The sequence below is a fragment of the Snodgrassella sp. M0110 genome (assembly GCF_016101465.1).
GTDB lineage: Bacteria > Pseudomonadota > Gammaproteobacteria > Burkholderiales > Neisseriaceae > Snodgrassella > Snodgrassella alvi.
Genome location: NZ_JACFQM010000003.1, coordinates 305,101 through 321,688, shown reverse-complemented (window position 1 = coordinate 321,688; position 16,588 = coordinate 305,101). Strand labels below are relative to the sequence as shown.

12 protein-coding genes and 1 other RNA gene are annotated in these 16,588 nt (G+C 47.1%); 9 read left to right on the top strand and 4 right to left on the bottom strand.

Annotation, left to right across the window (positions count from 1 at the left end; genetic code table 11):
• Nucleotides 1–45: 45 nt before the first annotated feature.
• The 4 genes from H3T84_RS06405 to dnaE all read left to right on the top strand — a co-directional run bounded on the left by H3T84_RS06405 (nt 46) and on the right by dnaE (nt 4,763).
• Nucleotides 46–378 carry a hypothetical protein gene (locus H3T84_RS06405; RefSeq protein ID WP_037393362.1) on the top strand — a complete coding sequence of 111 codons (333 nt, stop codon included), beginning with the start codon at nt 46–48 and terminating at the stop codon, nt 376–378.
• Complete coding sequence (locus tag H3T84_RS06400; protein ID WP_025331389.1) at nt 371–673, top strand: cell division protein ZapA; 303 nt, start codon at nt 371–373, stop codon at nt 671–673. The genes H3T84_RS06405 and H3T84_RS06400 overlap by 8 nt, the downstream gene beginning before the upstream one ends.
• 6 nt (nt 674–679) lie before the next feature.
• Nucleotides 680–859: non-coding RNA, 6S RNA (gene ssrS / locus H3T84_RS06395), on the top strand.
• A 457-nt stretch (nt 860–1,316) separates the two neighbouring features.
• Nucleotides 1,317–4,763: a DNA polymerase III subunit alpha gene (dnaE, locus tag H3T84_RS06390; protein WP_198218574.1), complete on the top strand. Its 3,447-nt coding sequence runs from the start codon at nt 1,317–1,319 to the stop codon at nt 4,761–4,763.
• 90 nt (nt 4,764–4,853) lie between these two features.
• On the opposite strand, the gene H3T84_RS06385 is transcribed toward dnaE, so the two are convergent.
• From H3T84_RS06385 to tsaD, 4 genes are read right to left on the bottom strand one after another with little or no spacing between them, the layout of a single operon-like run.
• Nucleotides 4,854–5,300: a DUF4124 domain-containing protein gene (locus tag H3T84_RS06385; protein ID WP_037475349.1), complete on the bottom strand. Its 447-nt coding sequence runs from the start codon at nt 5,298–5,300 to the stop codon at nt 4,854–4,856.
• Nucleotides 5,301–5,320: 20 nt separating this feature from the next.
• A complete protein-coding gene (locus tag H3T84_RS06380; RefSeq protein ID WP_037475346.1) occupies nt 5,321–5,806 on the bottom strand; it encodes a hypothetical protein in 486 nt (161 codons plus the stop codon).
• A gap of 24 nt (nt 5,807–5,830) precedes the next feature.
• Nucleotides 5,831–7,735, bottom strand: a complete 1,905-nt coding sequence (locus H3T84_RS06375) for an ATP-binding cassette domain-containing protein (protein ID WP_198218573.1) — start codon at nt 7,733–7,735, stop codon at nt 5,831–5,833.
• A 38-nt stretch (nt 7,736–7,773) separates the two neighbouring features.
• Nucleotides 7,774–8,796, bottom strand: coding sequence for a tRNA (adenosine(37)-N6)-threonylcarbamoyltransferase complex transferase subunit TsaD (tsaD, locus tag H3T84_RS06370; protein ID WP_198218572.1), 1,023 nt, complete (start codon nt 8,794–8,796; stop codon nt 7,774–7,776).
• Nucleotides 8,797–8,997: 201 nt separating this feature from the next.
• On the opposite strand from tsaD, the gene queC reads away from it, so the two are divergent.
• The 5 genes from queC to gltB all read left to right on the top strand — a co-directional run bounded on the left by queC (nt 8,998) and on the right by gltB (nt 16,563).
• The gene (gene queC / locus H3T84_RS06365; RefSeq protein WP_198218571.1) at nt 8,998–9,660 is read left to right on the top strand and encodes a 7-cyano-7-deazaguanine synthase QueC; all 663 of its coding nucleotides are present in this window, start codon (nt 8,998–9,000) and stop codon (nt 9,658–9,660) included.
• Between the two features lie 110 nt (nt 9,661–9,770).
• A complete protein-coding gene (locus H3T84_RS06360; protein ID WP_025330038.1) occupies nt 9,771–10,043 on the top strand; it encodes a YbeD family protein in 273 nt (90 codons plus the stop codon).
• The gene (lipB, locus tag H3T84_RS06355; RefSeq protein WP_198218570.1) at nt 10,040–10,684 is read left to right on the top strand and encodes a lipoyl(octanoyl) transferase LipB; all 645 of its coding nucleotides are present in this window, start codon (nt 10,040–10,042) and stop codon (nt 10,682–10,684) included. Before H3T84_RS06360 ends, lipB begins: the two co-directional genes overlap by 4 nt.
• Nucleotides 10,681–11,637, top strand: coding sequence for a lipoyl synthase (lipA, locus tag H3T84_RS06350; protein ID WP_025330040.1), 957 nt, complete (start codon nt 10,681–10,683; stop codon nt 11,635–11,637). Before lipB ends, lipA begins: the two co-directional genes overlap by 4 nt.
• Before the next feature lie 459 nt (nt 11,638–12,096).
• Nucleotides 12,097–16,563, top strand: a complete 4,467-nt coding sequence (gene gltB, locus H3T84_RS06345; RefSeq protein WP_084563262.1) for a glutamate synthase large subunit — start codon at nt 12,097–12,099, stop codon at nt 16,561–16,563.
• Nucleotides 16,564–16,588: the final 25 nt, after the last annotated feature.

Below are 16,588 nucleotides of genomic sequence, written 5' to 3'. Positions count from 1 at the left end.
CAGGTAATTCATGCTGCATTAATTAAGGACGGAAGCGGGTAGGGAATGGAAAATCAATTAGAACAACTGGAAGATAGTGTTAAGCGGCTGGTAATACAATTCAATTCTCTTTTGGCAGAAAAACATCAGCTGACTCAGCAGCTGGCAACTGCAAAAGAACAGTTACACAAACAAAATGAAGATTTTCAGTTAGAACGTGAACGGATACGTAGTCAGCATGAGAAGGAAAAATTTCATTTACAGGAAAGCATGCAAACTACTATTGACGGGCTGATTGCTGAAAAGAACCGCACTACTTCGGTAGTGAAAGCATCCAGTGATGAGCTGCTGCGGCTGCTGCAACGGCTACCTCAAATGCAGGAGGATTTAAATGGATGAAATTCAACAGGTTCGTGTGGAAATTCTTGGTCGTCCTTTTAATATAGGCACGCCCAGAAGTGAACACGAAACGTTGATGCAGGCAGTAAAAATGCTGAATGAAAAAATTACTGCTATTCAGAGTTCCGGAAGAATTGTTGAAACAGATAAAATTGTAATTATGGCTGCGCTCAATCTGGCTCACGATCTGCTCAAACTGACCGTGCACGGAAATTTGGCAATTGGCGATTATGAGCGTAAAATGCAGGATATGATACAGTTGTGTGAAAGTACACTCACACTTGTGGTAAAATAAAGTTTTCTTCCCCTGCGGTGTTCGTAAGGACATATATTCCTTTGAACCAATAATTCGCTTTTTTGGCGGTTGGGTAATGGTGGGCGTGAGCATTCCCTGTGAATGAACCCGAAGCCATTCGATACTGCCAGCCTTGTCCTCAAGGTTCAAGCGGATGGCGTCCAAACCGGCACCTGCGGGGGAAACTTTCATAAACAGGCTGTCTGATGATTCAGGCAGCCTGTTTTCATTAGCCGATTTGCCGTATGTATCGGTTAGCTGCGTAGCACTTGCTGAATTTCCAAGTTCTGGCGGCTCAGTTAAATGACAAAGGTTTTATGGGTAGTTTGGTGGCCGGATATATTTCTTTCAACTGTAGAAGTATGAATTAATGCTTTTTGGTCTGTATATTTATATTACTACCCGCTTTACTGCTGCTGAATAATCAACTAGCCAGTTTTTAACCCAGATTATTGCTGTTCACTTGAACAAATCAGGTAAAATTAACGCTGTAATAATGTGCTTGTGCACTGGCCGACACACTGGATGCTGTTATTTGTAATTTTCAGTATATTGCTTAGAAAGCTGAAAGTTCAGCCGGCCGGTTTTCTCTCTTTTTATTTCGGATAAACCAGATAACAATTGTTCTGGTATGAAAAGTACTATGTCCAAAAATTTTTCCTATGTTCCATTGCGTCTGCATACCGAATTTTCTATTGAAGACGGTATTGTACGGATAAAAGAGGCAGTTAAACGCGCCAGTACTTTGGGAATACCTGCATTAGGTATCAGCGACCTGATGAATGTATTTGGCATGGTGAAATTTTATAAGGCATGCCGTAATGCGGGAATCAAGCCGATTATGGCGGTAGATGTGCGTCTGGAGAATCCGGAACAGCCGGACAAGCCTTTTCGCCTGATGCTTGTGGTCAAAAATCATGCAGGTTATTTACGTCTGAATGAGTTACTGACAAATGCTTATGTGGGTGAAGACCGCAATCCGCATCAGGCAATAGTACGTCAGCAGTGGCTGGCAGAAGGAGACAATACTGGCTTAATCTGTTTATCCGGAGCACAGTATGGTGAAATTGGTCAGGCTTTACTGTCACAGAAACCTGAGCAGGCTGCACAAGCTTTAATTAAATACCGGCAATGGTTTGGTGATGGTTTTTATCTCGAAGTGCAGCGTTTGCCTGAGCGGCCGGAATGGGAGGCAGTAGTAGCCGGTAGTGTGGCGCTGGCGGCTGAGCATCAGATAGCCGTGGTGGCAACCCATCCGGTACAGTTTATGGATACTGATGATTTTCAGGCACATGAAGCCCGGGTCTGCATTGCTAGCGGATATGTACTGGCTGATAAACGCCGTCCGCATGATTTTGTACCCAGTCAGTATTTTGTTACGCCTGAAGAGATGGCGGCACGTTTTGCCGACATACCAGAAGCTTTATCCAATACGGTAGCTATAGCTCAACGCTGTAATCTGACGCTGACACTGGGGAAAAACTATTTGCCGCTTTTTCCGACACCGGAAGGGATGACGCTGGACGATCTGCTGGTTCAGCTGAGTAATGAAGGATTACGTGAGCGCATGGCATTTCTGTATCCGGATGAAGCTGAACGGGCACAGAAAATGCCGGAATATCAGCAGCGACTGGATTATGAGCTGGGAATTATTATTCAGATGCAGTTTCCCGGTTATTTTCTGATTGTGCAGGACTTTATTAACTGGGCTAAGCAAAATGGCTGTCCGGTAGGTCCGGGACGTGGTTCCGGTGCCGGTTCGCTAGTGGCGTATTCATTGAAAATTACTGATTTGGATCCGTTGCGTTATAACCTGCTGTTCGAACGTTTTCTGAACCCGGAACGGGTATCAATGCCGGACTTCGATATTGACTTTTGTCAGGAAAACCGTGGTCGGGTTATTCAGTATGTACGCCATAAATATGGTGTGCCTGCGGTCAGTCAGATTGTTACTTTCGGTACGATGTCGTCGAAATCTGTGGTACGCGATGTCGGGCGTGTGCTGGATTTACCGTTTGGTTTGTGTGACCGTTTGTCTAAACTGATACCGGTTGAAGCAAATAAACCACTCAGTCTGACAAAAGCAATGGAAGCAGAACCGCAAATCCGGCAACTATTGCAGGAAGAAGAAGCTGAAGAGCTAATGACGCTGGCACTGAAACTGGAAGATCTGACGCGCGGTCTGGGTATGCACGCAGGCGGGGTGCTGATGGCTCCGGGAAAAATTGCCGATTTTTGCCCGATTTATCAGGCAAGCGGTGATGATGCGTCTCCGGTTTCGATGTTTGATAAGGATGATGTTGAGCAGATTGGTTTGGTGAAATTCGACTTTCTCGGACTGCGCAACTTAACCATCATCGAAATGACGCAAAAATTTATTCTGGAAACCACTGGTCAGAAGGTTGATGTTAATCATATTCCGCTGGACGATGCAGAGACGTATGCCAGTATTTTTGCCAGAGGTAATACAACAGCAGTATTCCAGTTTGAGTCGGTGGGTATGAAAAAGATGCTGGTGACAGCACGTCCGACCAAATTTGAAGAAATTATTGCGTTTGTGGCTCTGTATCGTCCGGGGCCGATGGATCTGATTCCGGATTTTATCCGGCGTATGCATGGTGAGGAAAAAGTAGAGTATCTGCATCCCAATCTTGAACCAGTATTAAATTCTACTTACGGGGTGATGGTTTATCAGGAACAGGTAATGCAGGCGGCACAGGTTTGCGGCGGCTATACACTGGGTGGTGCCGATTTGCTGCGTCGTGCCATGGGTAAGAAAAAAGTTGAGGAAATGGTGAAGCATCGCGCCATTTTTGAGGCTGGTGCCGCTGAAAAAGGCATAGATAAGCAAACGGCCAATGAAATTTTCAATTATATGGAAAAGTTTGCAGGCTATGGTTTCAATAAATCGCATGCTGCAGCTTATGCTCTGGTGTCTTATCAAACTGCATGGCTCAAATGTCATTATCTGGCTGAGTATCTGGCCGGTACGATGTCCAGTGAATTGACTAATACGGATCAGCTGAAAATTTTTGTTGATGATGGTATTGAAAACGGGATTACTTTCCTGCCACCGAGTATTAATGAATCCTTTTACCGGTTTACCCCGAATAATAAAAAGCAGATTCGTTATGCACTTGGAGCAATTAAGGGAACGGGCGAAGGTGCTGTAGAGGCCATTGTTCGTGCGCGCGAAACAGGTGGCGCATTTACAGATTTATTCGATTTTTGTCAGCGAGTAGATCGCCAATATCTGAATCGCCGTACGATTGAAGCTTTGGTGCGCGCCGGTGCCTTTGATGAATTGAATCCGAATCGGGCTCAGTTGCTGACCAATATCGGTCTGGCGATGGAGAATGCTGAGCAGGTGGCCGCCAATGCGAATCAGGGCGGGCTGTTCGATATGGTTGAAGATGCTATAGAGCCTTTACAAATGGAAAAGGTGGCACCATGGTCACTGGCGGTAAAGCTGGCCGAAGAGAAGCAGGCAATGGGTTTTTATTTTTCCGGCCATCCGTTCGAACCATATGCTGATAAAGTACGTGCACTGGTTAGCAGCAAACTGGCAACACTGAAACCATCTAATAATAAGCAGAAAGTAGCCGGTTTTGTTACCGGTGTCCGCTATATTATGGGAAAACGCGGTAAATTTGCTGTGGTGCAGCTTGAGGATGGTACCGCTAAACAGGAAGTTGTAGTAGCGGGGCAGGCACTGGAAGAATACGGAGCCAGCCTGAAAGCAGATCAGGTATTGATTATGGAATGTAAGGTTGCTGTTGATGAATACAATGGCGGTGACGGATTACGTATCACTGCTGATGATGCATTCACGCTGGCGCAAGCCAGCGCCCGCTATGCACGCAGTCTGCATTTACACATTACTGCGGATACTCCTGTCGGACAACTGGTCAGATTACTGGAGCCATATCGTGAACAGCAGGCCCATGTGCCGCTGAAATTTTGCTGCCGGCATCAGCAGGCATATGGTGAATTGCGTGCAGATAAAAGCTGGCTCGTCAAACCTGAAGCAGCTCTATTCGATGATTTGTATACATTACTGGGTGATGAAGCGGTACAAGTGAGTTTTTGATTCTAATTTCATGCAGCAGTAAACACCTATCTATAAAGGTGGTTACTGCACTACACTAGTAATTGCCAGACAAATAAACTAATAATGATATTATTTCTGGGCAGAGTTATTTTTCATGGCATTATCCAGCTCCTGTTGCCGGGTTTTAACTGTGTCCTCCAGCCCTTTGATACGTTCCAGATAGCGGGCATAATTGCGCTCATTACCCATACGTACTTTTTTCCCGTCTTCCAGCGCTTTCTGAGCTTCGGCAAGATTCTGACGGGCAGTTGCAATAGCAGCCTGATTAGATTTGGTGTTGCTGGCAGCTGTGTCTGCTTTATTTGAAGCTGATTCAATGTTATCAGTTAAAGCAGGTTTATAAGAGGAGGAAGTAGAGAAGTTAACCCCAAGATTACTGGGTGTACGGCAATTTTTACCATTGGGAACTTCACTATAGCTGTGATTACCACGGCTGTCGACACACTCATAAACCTTAGCTAGCGCAGAAGTGCTGATCAGTGTAATCAGTGCTGTAAACAGTAATGTTTTTTTCATGACTTATCCTTTATCCGGATTTACATACGACTAAGTTCCCTTTGTATAGCCTGAATGTTCTGCTGCCGGTCAAGTACTGCACTTTGCAGTTCTGTAATATTACCGCCTTTGCCGGTACGGCTGCGGTTCAGTGCCTGCTGTGCCTGTGCAAGAGCATTACGTTCATTGGTCAGCTCCTGCTGCAAAATGGCACGACGAGTATTGTCGCTGCCTTTAGGAATGATATTAACTGTAGGTTGCAGGCCGCTATAGGCTGTTGCTACCTTGGTTGGAGGCCGCGGGCGGCTGCGTATTGCGGCCGAAGCACTACTGTTTCGGTAGCTGGGGCGGCTGTCGCTGTAGCTACCGATAGCCGGTAAGTTGGCTACGGCACAATTTCCCTTTGGTTTTGAGGTATAGACAACTTCGCCGTTTTCAAGACAGGTATATACTTTTGCAACGGCACTCTGTCCTATAAACAGGCCACTGGTAAATATTAGTATGGAAATAATTTTTTTGTATGTCATTATTGAGCCTTATACTGCAATAATTCAAGTAGTCTGATTAATGTTTTCGACTTCTTGCTGCCATTCAAGCCATTTTTCTTCAGTCTGAGTTAATTTTACTTTGAGTTCGGCCAATTGGGTAAGGGTTTGTTGTAATTTTGTCTGATTTTCGTCAAGATATGCTTCTTCACTGGCAAGAAATGCTTCATGTTGTTTGCGTTGCTGCTGCCAGTTTCCCATATCCCGTTCGGCTTTTTCGATATTTTTCAATAACGGTTTAATCAGACGGGCACGCTGCTGACGTTGTTGTGCTTCAATGCGTTTCTGCTCTTTGCGATTGTGGTTATCACGCGAATCCTGCGGCTGTTCACCGTTATGCTGATCCTGAGTTAAACGCCACTGGCGGTAATTGCTGAGGTCACCATCAAAGTGTTTCAGTTCGCCATCACTGAGATAAATTAAGGCATCAGTAGTGGATTCAAGCAGACTGCGGTCGTGAGAGACTACGATCAGTGCGCCTTTAAACGTCTGTAATGCTACAGTTAATGCATGGCGCATGTCCAGATCAAGATGGTTTGTCGGTTCATCCAGTAGCAGCAGGTTTGGTTTTTGCCAGACTATCATTGCCAGTGCCAGACGGGCTTTTTCACCGCCGGAAAAGGGGGCGATTGGTTGTAAAGCCATATCTCCGATGAAGGCAAAGCTACCGAGGAAGTTGCGGATTTCCTGTTCGCGTACGGCCGGTGACAGCTGCTGGATATGCCAGACCGGACTTTGGTCTGCACGCAGTGTTTCGAGCTGATGCTGGGCGAAATAACCGATTTTGAGTTTTTCCGCACGGATAATCTGACCGCTTAGTGGTTTCAGGCTGCCGGAAATGGCTTTGATAAGAGTGGATTTACCGCTGCCGTTTACCCCGAGCAGACCGTAACGTGCTCCGGATTCAACTGAGAGGTCGATATCGTGCAGAACGGTTTTGTCGCCATAGCCGAGATTAATGTGTTCCAGTTTCAGCAACGGATTGGGCAGATGGTCAGGCTGCGCAAACTGAAACGAAAACTCACTGTCCAGATGTGCCGGGGCAATGCGTTCAAGCCGTGCCAATGCTTTGATTCGGCTTTGTGCCTGTACTGCTTTGGTGGCTTTGGCTTTAAAGCGGTCGATAAAGGATTGCAAGTGCTGAATATGAGCCTGCTGTTTAAGATAGGCAGCCTGCTGCTGAGTCAGCCGCTGTGCACGTTCCTGCTGATAAAAATCATAGTTCCCGCCATAGAGAATAAGCTGCTGTTGTGTCAGTTCAACTGTCTGAGTGGTGGTGGCATTCAGAAAATCACGGTCATGCGAAATGATTATCTGGGTAGTATCCAGACCGGCTAGATGCTGTTCCAGCCACAATACTGTTTCCAGATCCAGATGGTTGGTAGGTTCATCCAGCAGGAGTAAATCCGTACGGCACATCAGTGCCTGAGCCAGATTCAGGCGCATACGCCAGCCGCCGCTGAATGATTTTACCGGTTGCTGTTGTTCCTGCTGTGAGAAACCAAGACCGTTGAGCAGTTTGGCTGCACGTGCCGGTGCACTGTATGCGCCGATTTCATCCAGCCTTGCATGATATTCTGCCTGTTTGAAGCCGTCGTCTTCATCTTCGGCCTGTTGCAGTAGCTGTTGCAGTTGCTGCAATTCGCTGTCGCCCTGCAAAACATAGTCCAGGGCGGGAATATCCAGTGCCGGTGTTTCCTGTTTGACAGTGGCCAGTTGCCAGTGTTTGGGTAAACGGATATCACCGCTGTCATGGCTGATTTTATCTTCAATCAGAGCGAACAGGCTGGATTTGCCGGTGCCGTTTTTACCAATCAGGCCGATACGCTGACCCGGATAGATTGTCAGGCTGGCATTATTCAAAAGTTGTTTATTACCACGTTGTAAACTAAGGTTTTTAATTTCAATCATATTAATCTGTGCGGTTAACCGTGCGAGGGTGCACGGTATTACTGAACAATCTGGCTGAGTGGCCAGCGCGGCTTTACATTAAAACTGGCAGCAGGCTGTGCGTTGCTCAGGTGCATGGCACCGGCAAAAGCAATCATGGCGCCATTATCTGTGCAGTAGGCCATTGGCGGAAAGAATGTTTGTATTCCCGGCAAGTTGCTGAGGCTCTGGCGTAACTGCCAGTTTGCGCCGACACCGCCGGCAACAACCAGCTGCTGATAACCGGTTTGTTTTAATGCCTGTCTGGCTTTGCTGGTGAGTACATCTACTACGGCGTTCTGAAATTCGCGGCAAATATCATTGCGAATTTGCTCAGGAAGCTGTTCTTTACAGCCTGTTTCTGTGCGGATTTTGTTTACTGCGGTCAATACTGCGGTTTTTAAACCGGAAAAACTCATGTTTAAGTCGTGTGAATGCAGCATGGGGCGGGGAAAATGCAGGCTGCCCGGTTGTCCCAGTCTGGCCAGTTCTGACAGTTTGGCACCGCCAGGATAAGGCAGGCCAAGCAGTTTGGCGGTTTTATCGAAAGCTTCTCCGGCAGCGTCATCGATGCTTTCACCCAGAAGGGTATAGTCGCCAATCCCTTTTACGGCCATAAACTGGGTATGGCCGCCGGAAACCAGTAAGGCGACGAAGGGAAAGGCAGGTTTGTCTTCGCTCAGTAATGGCGAGAGCATGTGTCCTTCAAGGTGATGTACCGGAATAACCGGTTTGTTCAGGGCAAATGCCAGAGCATTGGCAAAGCTTGCACCGGCCAAAAGTGCACCGCCTAGACCCGGTCCCTGAGTATAGGCAATAGCGTCGATATCACTGTATGTTTTATCTGCCTCTTGCAGACAGGCCTGAGTAAGCGGTGTCAGCCGGCGGATATGATCGCGGCTGGCCAGTTCGGGCACAACACCGCCATATTCTGCATGCATGGCAATTTGTGTATGCAGTTGATGAGCCAGCAGACCGAGCGTGCTGTCGTACAGGGCGACGCCGGTTTCATCACAAGAAGATTCTATTCCCAGTACCAACATGTTTGTGTATTTGAAATATCAGCAATAAAGCCGGTTATTTTACCTGTTTTACACGCTTTCGTGACCAAACTGTCAGTATAAGAGGGCAAATGTTTTATAATTTGTAATAAATGACTGCGTGGTTCGCAAACCTCCCACGTCAGACGGCCGGAAAGAGGGCTTTCCGGCTGGTTCTGAAATCAAAACTAAGGAATCTGGATAATGAAACAATATTCTAAGGCTCTGGTAATTTTTTCCGGCGGTCAGGACTCAACTACCTGTCTGTTGCAGGCTATTGCTGCTTACGGGCGTGAGAATGTGCAGACGATTACGTTTCAGTATGGTCAGCGTCATGCGATTGAGCTAGAAAAAGCACGCTGGATTGCACAGGATCAGGGTGTAGCACAGACAGTAATGGATTTGTCGCTGTTGCAAAGCATTACCCATAATGCGCTGATGGATAAACAGCAGACGATTGAGGCACCGGCTGAAGGGTTGCCCAATACTTTTGTCGACGGACGGAATGCGCTGTTTTTACTGTATGCAGCTATTTTCGCTAAGGGTCAGGGTATTCATGATGTTATTGCCGGTGTCTGTGAAACAGATTTTTCCGGCTATCCTGATTGCCGTAATGTGTTTGTCCAGTCTATGAATGTGACGCTGAATCTGGCTATGGATTATGAATTCAGGCTGATAACGCCGCTGATGTATCTGGATAAGGCGCAAACATGGGCATTGGCGGATGAGCTGGGCTATCTGGAATATGTACGGAAACACACACATACCTGTTATGATGGTATAGAGGGCGGTTGTGGTAAATGCCCGAGCTGTGTGTTGCGTGAACGGGGATTACAGGCCTATCTGGCACAAAAAACAGGTGTTTAGTCTGGCTGTGCAGCTGTTCTTAGCTTTGGATTAAAAAAATTTACGTGAATAAGCCTGTTTTGCATGGGATTTACATGGTACAAACGTGAGCAGACAGGAAAGGTACAGAAATGAGTGATAATCTGAAAACCAGTATTATTGAATTTCCGCTGGATTTCCCGATTAAGGTAATGGGTGCACAGCATCCGGAATTTGAGGCTAAAGTGCTGGAGGTGGTGCAGCAGCATGCACCGGATACAGCGGCAGAAAATATTAATACCCGTCCGAGCAGTAAGGGCAATTATATTAGTGCAACGGTGGTGGTTCGTGCTGAAAATCAGGAACAGCTGGATAATATTTATCGTGCTTTAAGCAGCCATCCGATGGTGAAAGTTGTACTATGAAAGTGGTGCAGCTGGGTTTGCGCACCTATCAGCCGGTTTTTGCGGCTATGCAGGAATTTACTGCACAGCGTACGGCTGATACTGAAGATGAATTATGGGTGGTTGAACATCCGCCGGTGTTTACTCTGGGTATGGCTGGTAAGCCCGAACATATACTGGTGCATGATGATATCGAGGTTGTGCAGATTGACCGTGGCGGACAGGTTACCTATCACGGTCCTGGGCAACTGGTGGTATATACGCTGATTGATTTCAAGCGCCGGCATATTACTGTGCGCGAGCTGGTCAGCCGGCTGGAAAACAGTATTATTGCTACGCTGGCTGATTATGGAATTACAGCGGTAAATGATCCGAAACGTCCCGGTGTTTATGTGAACGGGCAGAAAATTGCTTCGCTTGGTCTGCGTATTAAACAAGGCGCGGTGTATCACGGGCTGGCACTGAATGTGAATATGGATCTGACTCCGTTTACACATATTAATCCGTGCGGTTATGCCGGTTTGCATATGACCCAGATAGCGGATTTTGTTAAGCCCTGTCCTGAGCTGGCCGATGTGGCTGAGCGTTTAACCGGCTACCTGACTTTAGAATTGAATGCACCGCCGCCTGAGCGGAAATCTACACAGAAAGTTGTACTATGAATCAAGATAACAGCCAAGGGGTAAAACATAAAGGTGCGGAAAAAACTGCGCGCATTCCGATTAAGGTTGTGCCGCTGGAAGAAAAACTGAAAAAGCCGGAATGGATACGGGCACGGCTGCCAAGCAGCCAGAAGTTTTTTGAAATTAAAAGCATTGTGCGTGAGCAGAAGCTGCATACTGTATGCGAAGAAGCCAGCTGTCCGAATATTGGTGAATGTTTCAGCAAAGGTACGGCAACATTTATGATTATGGGTGATATCTGCACCCGCCGCTGTCCGTTCTGTGATGTGGGGCATGGCCGTCCTAATCCGCTTGATCCGCAGGAACCAAAGCATCTGGCTGCTTCAGTGAAAGCAATGAATTTACGTTATGTGGTGATTACTTCGGTTGACCGTGATGACTTACGCGATGGCGGGGCACAGCATTTTGCCGACTGCATTACTGCCATCCGCGAGTCCAGCCCGCATACACAGATTGAGGTGCTGGTGCCTGATTTTCGCGGCCGTCTGGATACTGCGCTGGATATTCTGGCACAGACACCGCCGGATGTACTGAATCACAATCTGGAAACCGCACCGCGCCTGTATAAGCAGGCTCGCCCCGGAGCCGATTATCAGCATTCACTGAAACTGCTGAAACAGTACAAGGCATTAAGGCCGGAAGTGGCGACCAAATCCGGTCTGATGGTAGGGCTGGGAGAGAGTGATGAGGAAATTCTGGAAGTTATGCAGGATTTACGTGCTCATGATGTGGAAATGATTACCATCGGCCAGTATTTACAGCCAAGTAACAGCCATTTGCCGGTATTGCGTTATGTTACGCCGCAGCAGTTTAAGGAATTTGAAAAGCGTGCTTACGAGATGGGCTTTAAGCATGGTGCCATTGGTGCCATGGTACGCTCCAGTTATCATGCTGATGTTCAGGCTGAACATGCGGGTGTCGTTAATGAGTAATATTTATCAGGGAGATGCCGGCATCTCCCTTTTTTATTCATTACAGCGGAAAAGTATAAAAACAGGATGCGCCTGTTTTTTTATATTTAAAGCCGGAAATAATTAAATCAGATAATTTTATATTGTTGAATTAGAATAATAATTGATTATTATTCTCAATTAAAATAATTTGCCAATAGCATAATTTGTGCTTTTGGCAATTTTTTTAGCCTTTTAGACAGTTATTATTAATTATCTCTAAATTGGTGAAAAATAGCAGATATTGTACTCAATTCCATTTTTATACGCAGTAAAACGGATTATCGTAGTGATTTAATCTAAATTTAAATGAAATCACAGAGTTTTTTTTGCGGTGCCGGAGAAAAAAGGTTTTGACGCTTATAGGTAAATTTTTGTATGTTTGTTACCTTGTCTAATTAATTTGTGCTTTGCAGTTAGTGCAGCAAATGAGGTTTCCCGATGTCCAGCTTATATGACCACTCTCTGGTAAAAGAAAACTGCGGTTTTGGATTAATTGCCAATATTGAAGGCGAAGCCAGCCACAAGGTGGTGCGTACCGCAATTCTTGGGCTGTCACGCATGCAGCATCGCGGTGCGATTTTATCGGATGGCAAAACAGGTGATGGTTGTGGCCTGTTACTGCAAATGCCGAAAAAATTCTTTCAGGCTGTTGCCGAAGAAGAAGGAATTACGCTGGCCAAAAACTTTGCCGTAGGGATGATTTTCTTTCCCCGTGATGAGGCTTTGCTAGAAGAATATAAAGCAATAATTGAGGAAGAACTGACGCGTGAAACGCTGAATATTTCATTCTGGCGGCCTGTTCCCACCAATCCGAAAATGCTTGGTTCCATTGCTCTGGCGGATATGCCTTATATTCAGCAGGTGTTTGTTAATGCGCCTGCCGGCTGGCTGCCGCGTGATTTGGAACGGCGGCTGTTTATGACTCGCCGGCGTGTTGAAAAACGGATTAATCATCGTGATTTTTATATTTGCAGCTTATCCAATCAGACGATGATTTATAAAGGGCTGTGTATGCCCAAGGATTTACCACGGTTTTATCCTGATCTGGCTGATTTGCGCATGCAAAGTGCTATTTGTCTGTTTCACCAGCGCTTTTCAACCAATACATTGCCACGCTGGCAGCTGGCTCAGCCATTCCGTTATCTGGCACACAATGGTGAAATTAATACTATTTCAGGGAATCGTGCCTGGGCGCGCGCACGCTCGTATAAATACCATACTCCGCTGATTCCCGATTTGCAGACTGCTGCGCCGTTTGTAAATGAAACCGGTTCGGATTCCAGCTCTCTGGATAATATGCTGGAGCTGTTTGTGAATGGCGGTATGGATTTGTTTCGGGCTATGCGTCTGCTGGTACCGCCGGCATGGCAGCACAATCCGGATATGGATGAGGATTTGCGTGCATTTTACGATTTTAATTCCATGCATATGGAACCGTGGGACGGACCGGCCGGTATTGTACTGAGTGACGGCCGCTATGCGGCCTGTACGCTGGACAGAAATGGTTTACGGCCGGCGCGCTATGTTATTACTCAGGATAAACTGATTACGATTGCTTCTGAAGTGGGGATCTGGGATTACGCACCGGATGAAGTACTGGAAAAAGGCCGTGTCGGACCGGGTGAGTTGCTGGTGATTGATACGCGTGAAGGCCGGCTGATGCATTCAGCGGATATCAATACTGAGCTGAAAACCCGGCATCCGTATAAAGAATGGCTGGATAAAAATGTATTATCGCTGATTCCGTTTGAAAAACTGCCGGATGAAGAGGCCGGTACCTCCAGTTTGTCAGCAGACCAGTTGCTGGTTTACCAGAAACTGTTCGGTTATGACATGGAAGAGCTGGAAAATGTGGTGCGGATACTGGGAGAAAACGGACAGGAACCGGTAGGATCAATGGGTGACGATACGCCATTTGCGGTGTTGTCACAACGGCCGCGGGTACTGTACGACTATTTCCGTCAGTATTTTGCTCAGGTAACCAATCCACCGATTGACCCCTTGCGCGAAAAACATGTGATGAGCCTGAATACTTGTATCGGGCGCGAAATGAGTGTGTTTTTTGAAGCTGAGGGAATGTCACACCGGGTGAATTTTAAATCGCCGGTATTACTGTACTCTGATATGCAGCAGTTATTGCAGTTATCAGCTGAGCATTATCAGCATCATCATCTGGATGCTGTCTATAACCCGAATGAAACCAGTTTGCAGGAAGCGCTGGTACATTTATGCGATGAAGCTGTGGCTGCTGTGAGAAACGGTGCTGTTCTGCTGGTGATATCAGACCGCAATGTCAGCCGGAATGCTATTGCTATTCCTGCTGTTTTCAGTGTCGGTGCCATTCAGCAGCGTCTGGTCGAAACCAATTTGCGCTGTGATGCCAATATTATTGTTGAAACTGCCTCGGCACGTAATCCGCACCATTTTGCGGTACTGATTGGTCTGGGTGCCACGGCAGTATATCCGTATCTGGCGTATGAAAGTCTGGCCAGAATGGTTAGCATTGGTGCAATTACCAAACCATTACGGCAGGTAATGCTGAATTTCCGCAACGGTATTAACAAGGGGCTGTATAAAATCATCTCCAAAATGGGTATTTCAACGATTTCTTCCTATCGTTGTGCCTGTTTGTTCGAAGCTGTGGGCTTTCATCACGAAGTGATGCAGTTATGCTTTAAGAATATGATTAACCGGATTGAAGGTGCAACATTTGCCCAGCTGGATGATGAGCTCAGATGGCTTCACAAGCGGGCATGGCAGAAAAGCCGCGGACTGGAAATCGGCGGTTATCTGAAATACAAGCCGCAGGGTGAATATCATGCCTATAATCCTGAGGTGGTGAATACATTGCAGGCGGCCATAAATACCGGAGACTATAGCCGTTACCGTCGCTATGCAGATGCAGTTAACCACCGTCCGCCTGCTATGCTGCGAGATTTGCTGCGTCTGAAAACTGATAATGCAACGCCGGTTAAACTGGAACAGGTAGAAGCAGCAGAAAATCTGTATAAGCGCTTTGACAGTGCGGCAATGTCTATCGGTGCACTGAGTCCGGAAGCGCATGAAGCGCTGGCTACTGCGATGAACCGTCTGGGCGGTTTCTCTAATTCAGGAGAGGGTGGCGAAGATCCGAACCGCTACGGCACTGAACGGGTATCACGGATTAAACAGGTGGCTTCCGGCCGTTTTGGTGTAACACCGGCTTATCTGATGAGTGCTGATGTTATTCAGATTAAAGTGGCACAGGGTGCCAAGCCGGGCGAAGGTGGTCAGTTACCCGGCGATAAGGTGACTCCGTATATTGCTCAGCTGCGCTTTGCCGTACCCGGGTCTACGCTGATTTCGCCGCCACCGCATCATGATATTTATTCAATTGAAGATTTGGCACAGCTGATTTTTGACTTGAAACAGATTAATCCGCGTGCGCTGATTTCAGTTAAGCTGGTGTCTTTACCGGGTGTGGGGACGATTGCTACCGGTGTGGCTAAGGCATATGCCGATCTGATTACTATTTCCGGCTATGACGGCGGTACCGGTGCCAGTCCGATAACCAGTGTGAAATATGCCGGCAGCCCGTGGGAACTGGGTCTGGCTGAAACTCAGCAGGCTCTGGTAGAAAATAATCTGCGCCATAAAGTGCGCTTACAGGTTGACGGTGGTCTGAAAACCGGGCTGGATATTGTGAAGGCAGCTATTCTGGGGGCTGAAAGTTTTGGTTTTGGTACCGGACCGATGATTGCACTGGGCTGCCGCTATCTGCGCATTTGCCATCTGAATAACTGTGCTACCGGTGTAGCGACACAGGATGATACTCTGCGCCATGAACATTTCCACGGCCTGCCTGAAAAAGCAATGAATTATTTCAAATTCATCGCACAGGATGTCCGCGAAATTATGGCGCAGCTCGGCGTAACTCAGTTAACTGATTTAATCGGCCGTACTGAGTTACTGGAAATTGTTTCCGGAATTACGCCCAAACAAGGTACGCTGGATTTGAGCAAGCTGCTGTATTCCCCGAAAGTACCGGATGGCAGCTCACGCTACTGTACGCAGACCAATCCTCCGTTTGATCCGGGACGCCTTAACCGTACCATCATGGAGGATATTGGCGATGCGATACAAAGCGGTGAGGATGTTGAATTAAATTATGATATTAATAATACCGACCGTTCAGTAGGTGCCTCATTGTCCGGCCGGATTGCGGAAACTTACGGTAATCGCGGTCACGTGCCTCAGCGTTTTGATATCTATCTGACCGGAACAGCCGGACAAAGTTTTGGCGTATGGCTGGCCGGAACAGTGAATTTATATCTCACCGGGGATGCCAACGATTATGTGGGTAAAGGTATGGCCGGCGGCAAAATTGTGATTCATCCGCACGGCGGCACAGCTTTCCGTCCTGAAGACACGACAATTATCGGCAATACCTGTCTGTATGGTGCTACCGGTGGCAAGCTTTTTGCTTCCGGTAAGGCCGGAGAGCGTTTTGCCGTGCGCAATTCCGGCGCTACGGTGGTCGTAGAAGGCATTGGTGACAATGGCTGTGAATATATGACTGGTGGTGTGGTATGCGTACTCGGTAAAACCGGAATTAATTTTGGTGCCGGTATGACCGGTGGCTTTGCCTATGTACTGGATGTAGACGGCTGCTTTAAACAGCGGATCAATCCGGAGCTGGTGGAAGGGCTGGATATCAGTGAATTAACTATGCATCAGGAAAATCTGCGCGGGTTAATTGCCGAGCATGTAGAGAATACCCACAGTCCGTTAGGGGAGCGCATTCTGGCAGAATGGGATAATTATGTCAGCCGTTTTGTGCTGGTTAAACCGAAAGCCAATGATGTTGATGCGTTACTGGGACATAAGCCGCGTACAGTTACAGAACTGCGTGCAGTGACCCAGTAAGCCCGCCGGATAATGCAGAAATAAT

Coding starts and splice junctions, on each gene's coding strand:
- H3T84_RS06405 (WP_037393362.1), top strand. CDS start 46: ATGGAAAATCAATTAGAACAACTGGAAGATAGTGTTAAGCGGCTGGTA.
- H3T84_RS06400 (WP_025331389.1), top strand. CDS start 371: ATGGATGAAATTCAACAGGTTCGTGTGGAAATTCTTGGTCGTCCTTTT.
- dnaE (WP_198218574.1), top strand. CDS start 1,317: ATGTCCAAAAATTTTTCCTATGTTCCATTGCGTCTGCATACCGAATTT.
- H3T84_RS06385 (WP_037475349.1), bottom strand. CDS start 5,300: ATGAAAAAAACATTACTGTTTACAGCACTGATTACACTGATCAGCACT.
- H3T84_RS06380 (WP_037475346.1), bottom strand. CDS start 5,806: ATGACATACAAAAAAATTATTTCCATACTAATATTTACCAGTGGCCTG.
- H3T84_RS06375 (WP_198218573.1), bottom strand. CDS start 7,735: ATGATTGAAATTAAAAACCTTAGTTTACAACGTGGTAATAAACAACTT.
- tsaD (WP_198218572.1), bottom strand. CDS start 8,796: ATGTTGGTACTGGGAATAGAATCTTCTTGTGATGAAACCGGCGTCGCC.
- queC (WP_198218571.1), top strand. CDS start 8,998: ATGAAACAATATTCTAAGGCTCTGGTAATTTTTTCCGGCGGTCAGGAC.
- H3T84_RS06360 (WP_025330038.1), top strand. CDS start 9,771: ATGAGTGATAATCTGAAAACCAGTATTATTGAATTTCCGCTGGATTTC.
- lipB (WP_198218570.1), top strand. CDS start 10,040: ATGAAAGTGGTGCAGCTGGGTTTGCGCACCTATCAGCCGGTTTTTGCG.
- lipA (WP_025330040.1), top strand. CDS start 10,681: ATGAATCAAGATAACAGCCAAGGGGTAAAACATAAAGGTGCGGAAAAA.
- gltB (WP_084563262.1), top strand. CDS start 12,097: ATGTCCAGCTTATATGACCACTCTCTGGTAAAAGAAAACTGCGGTTTT.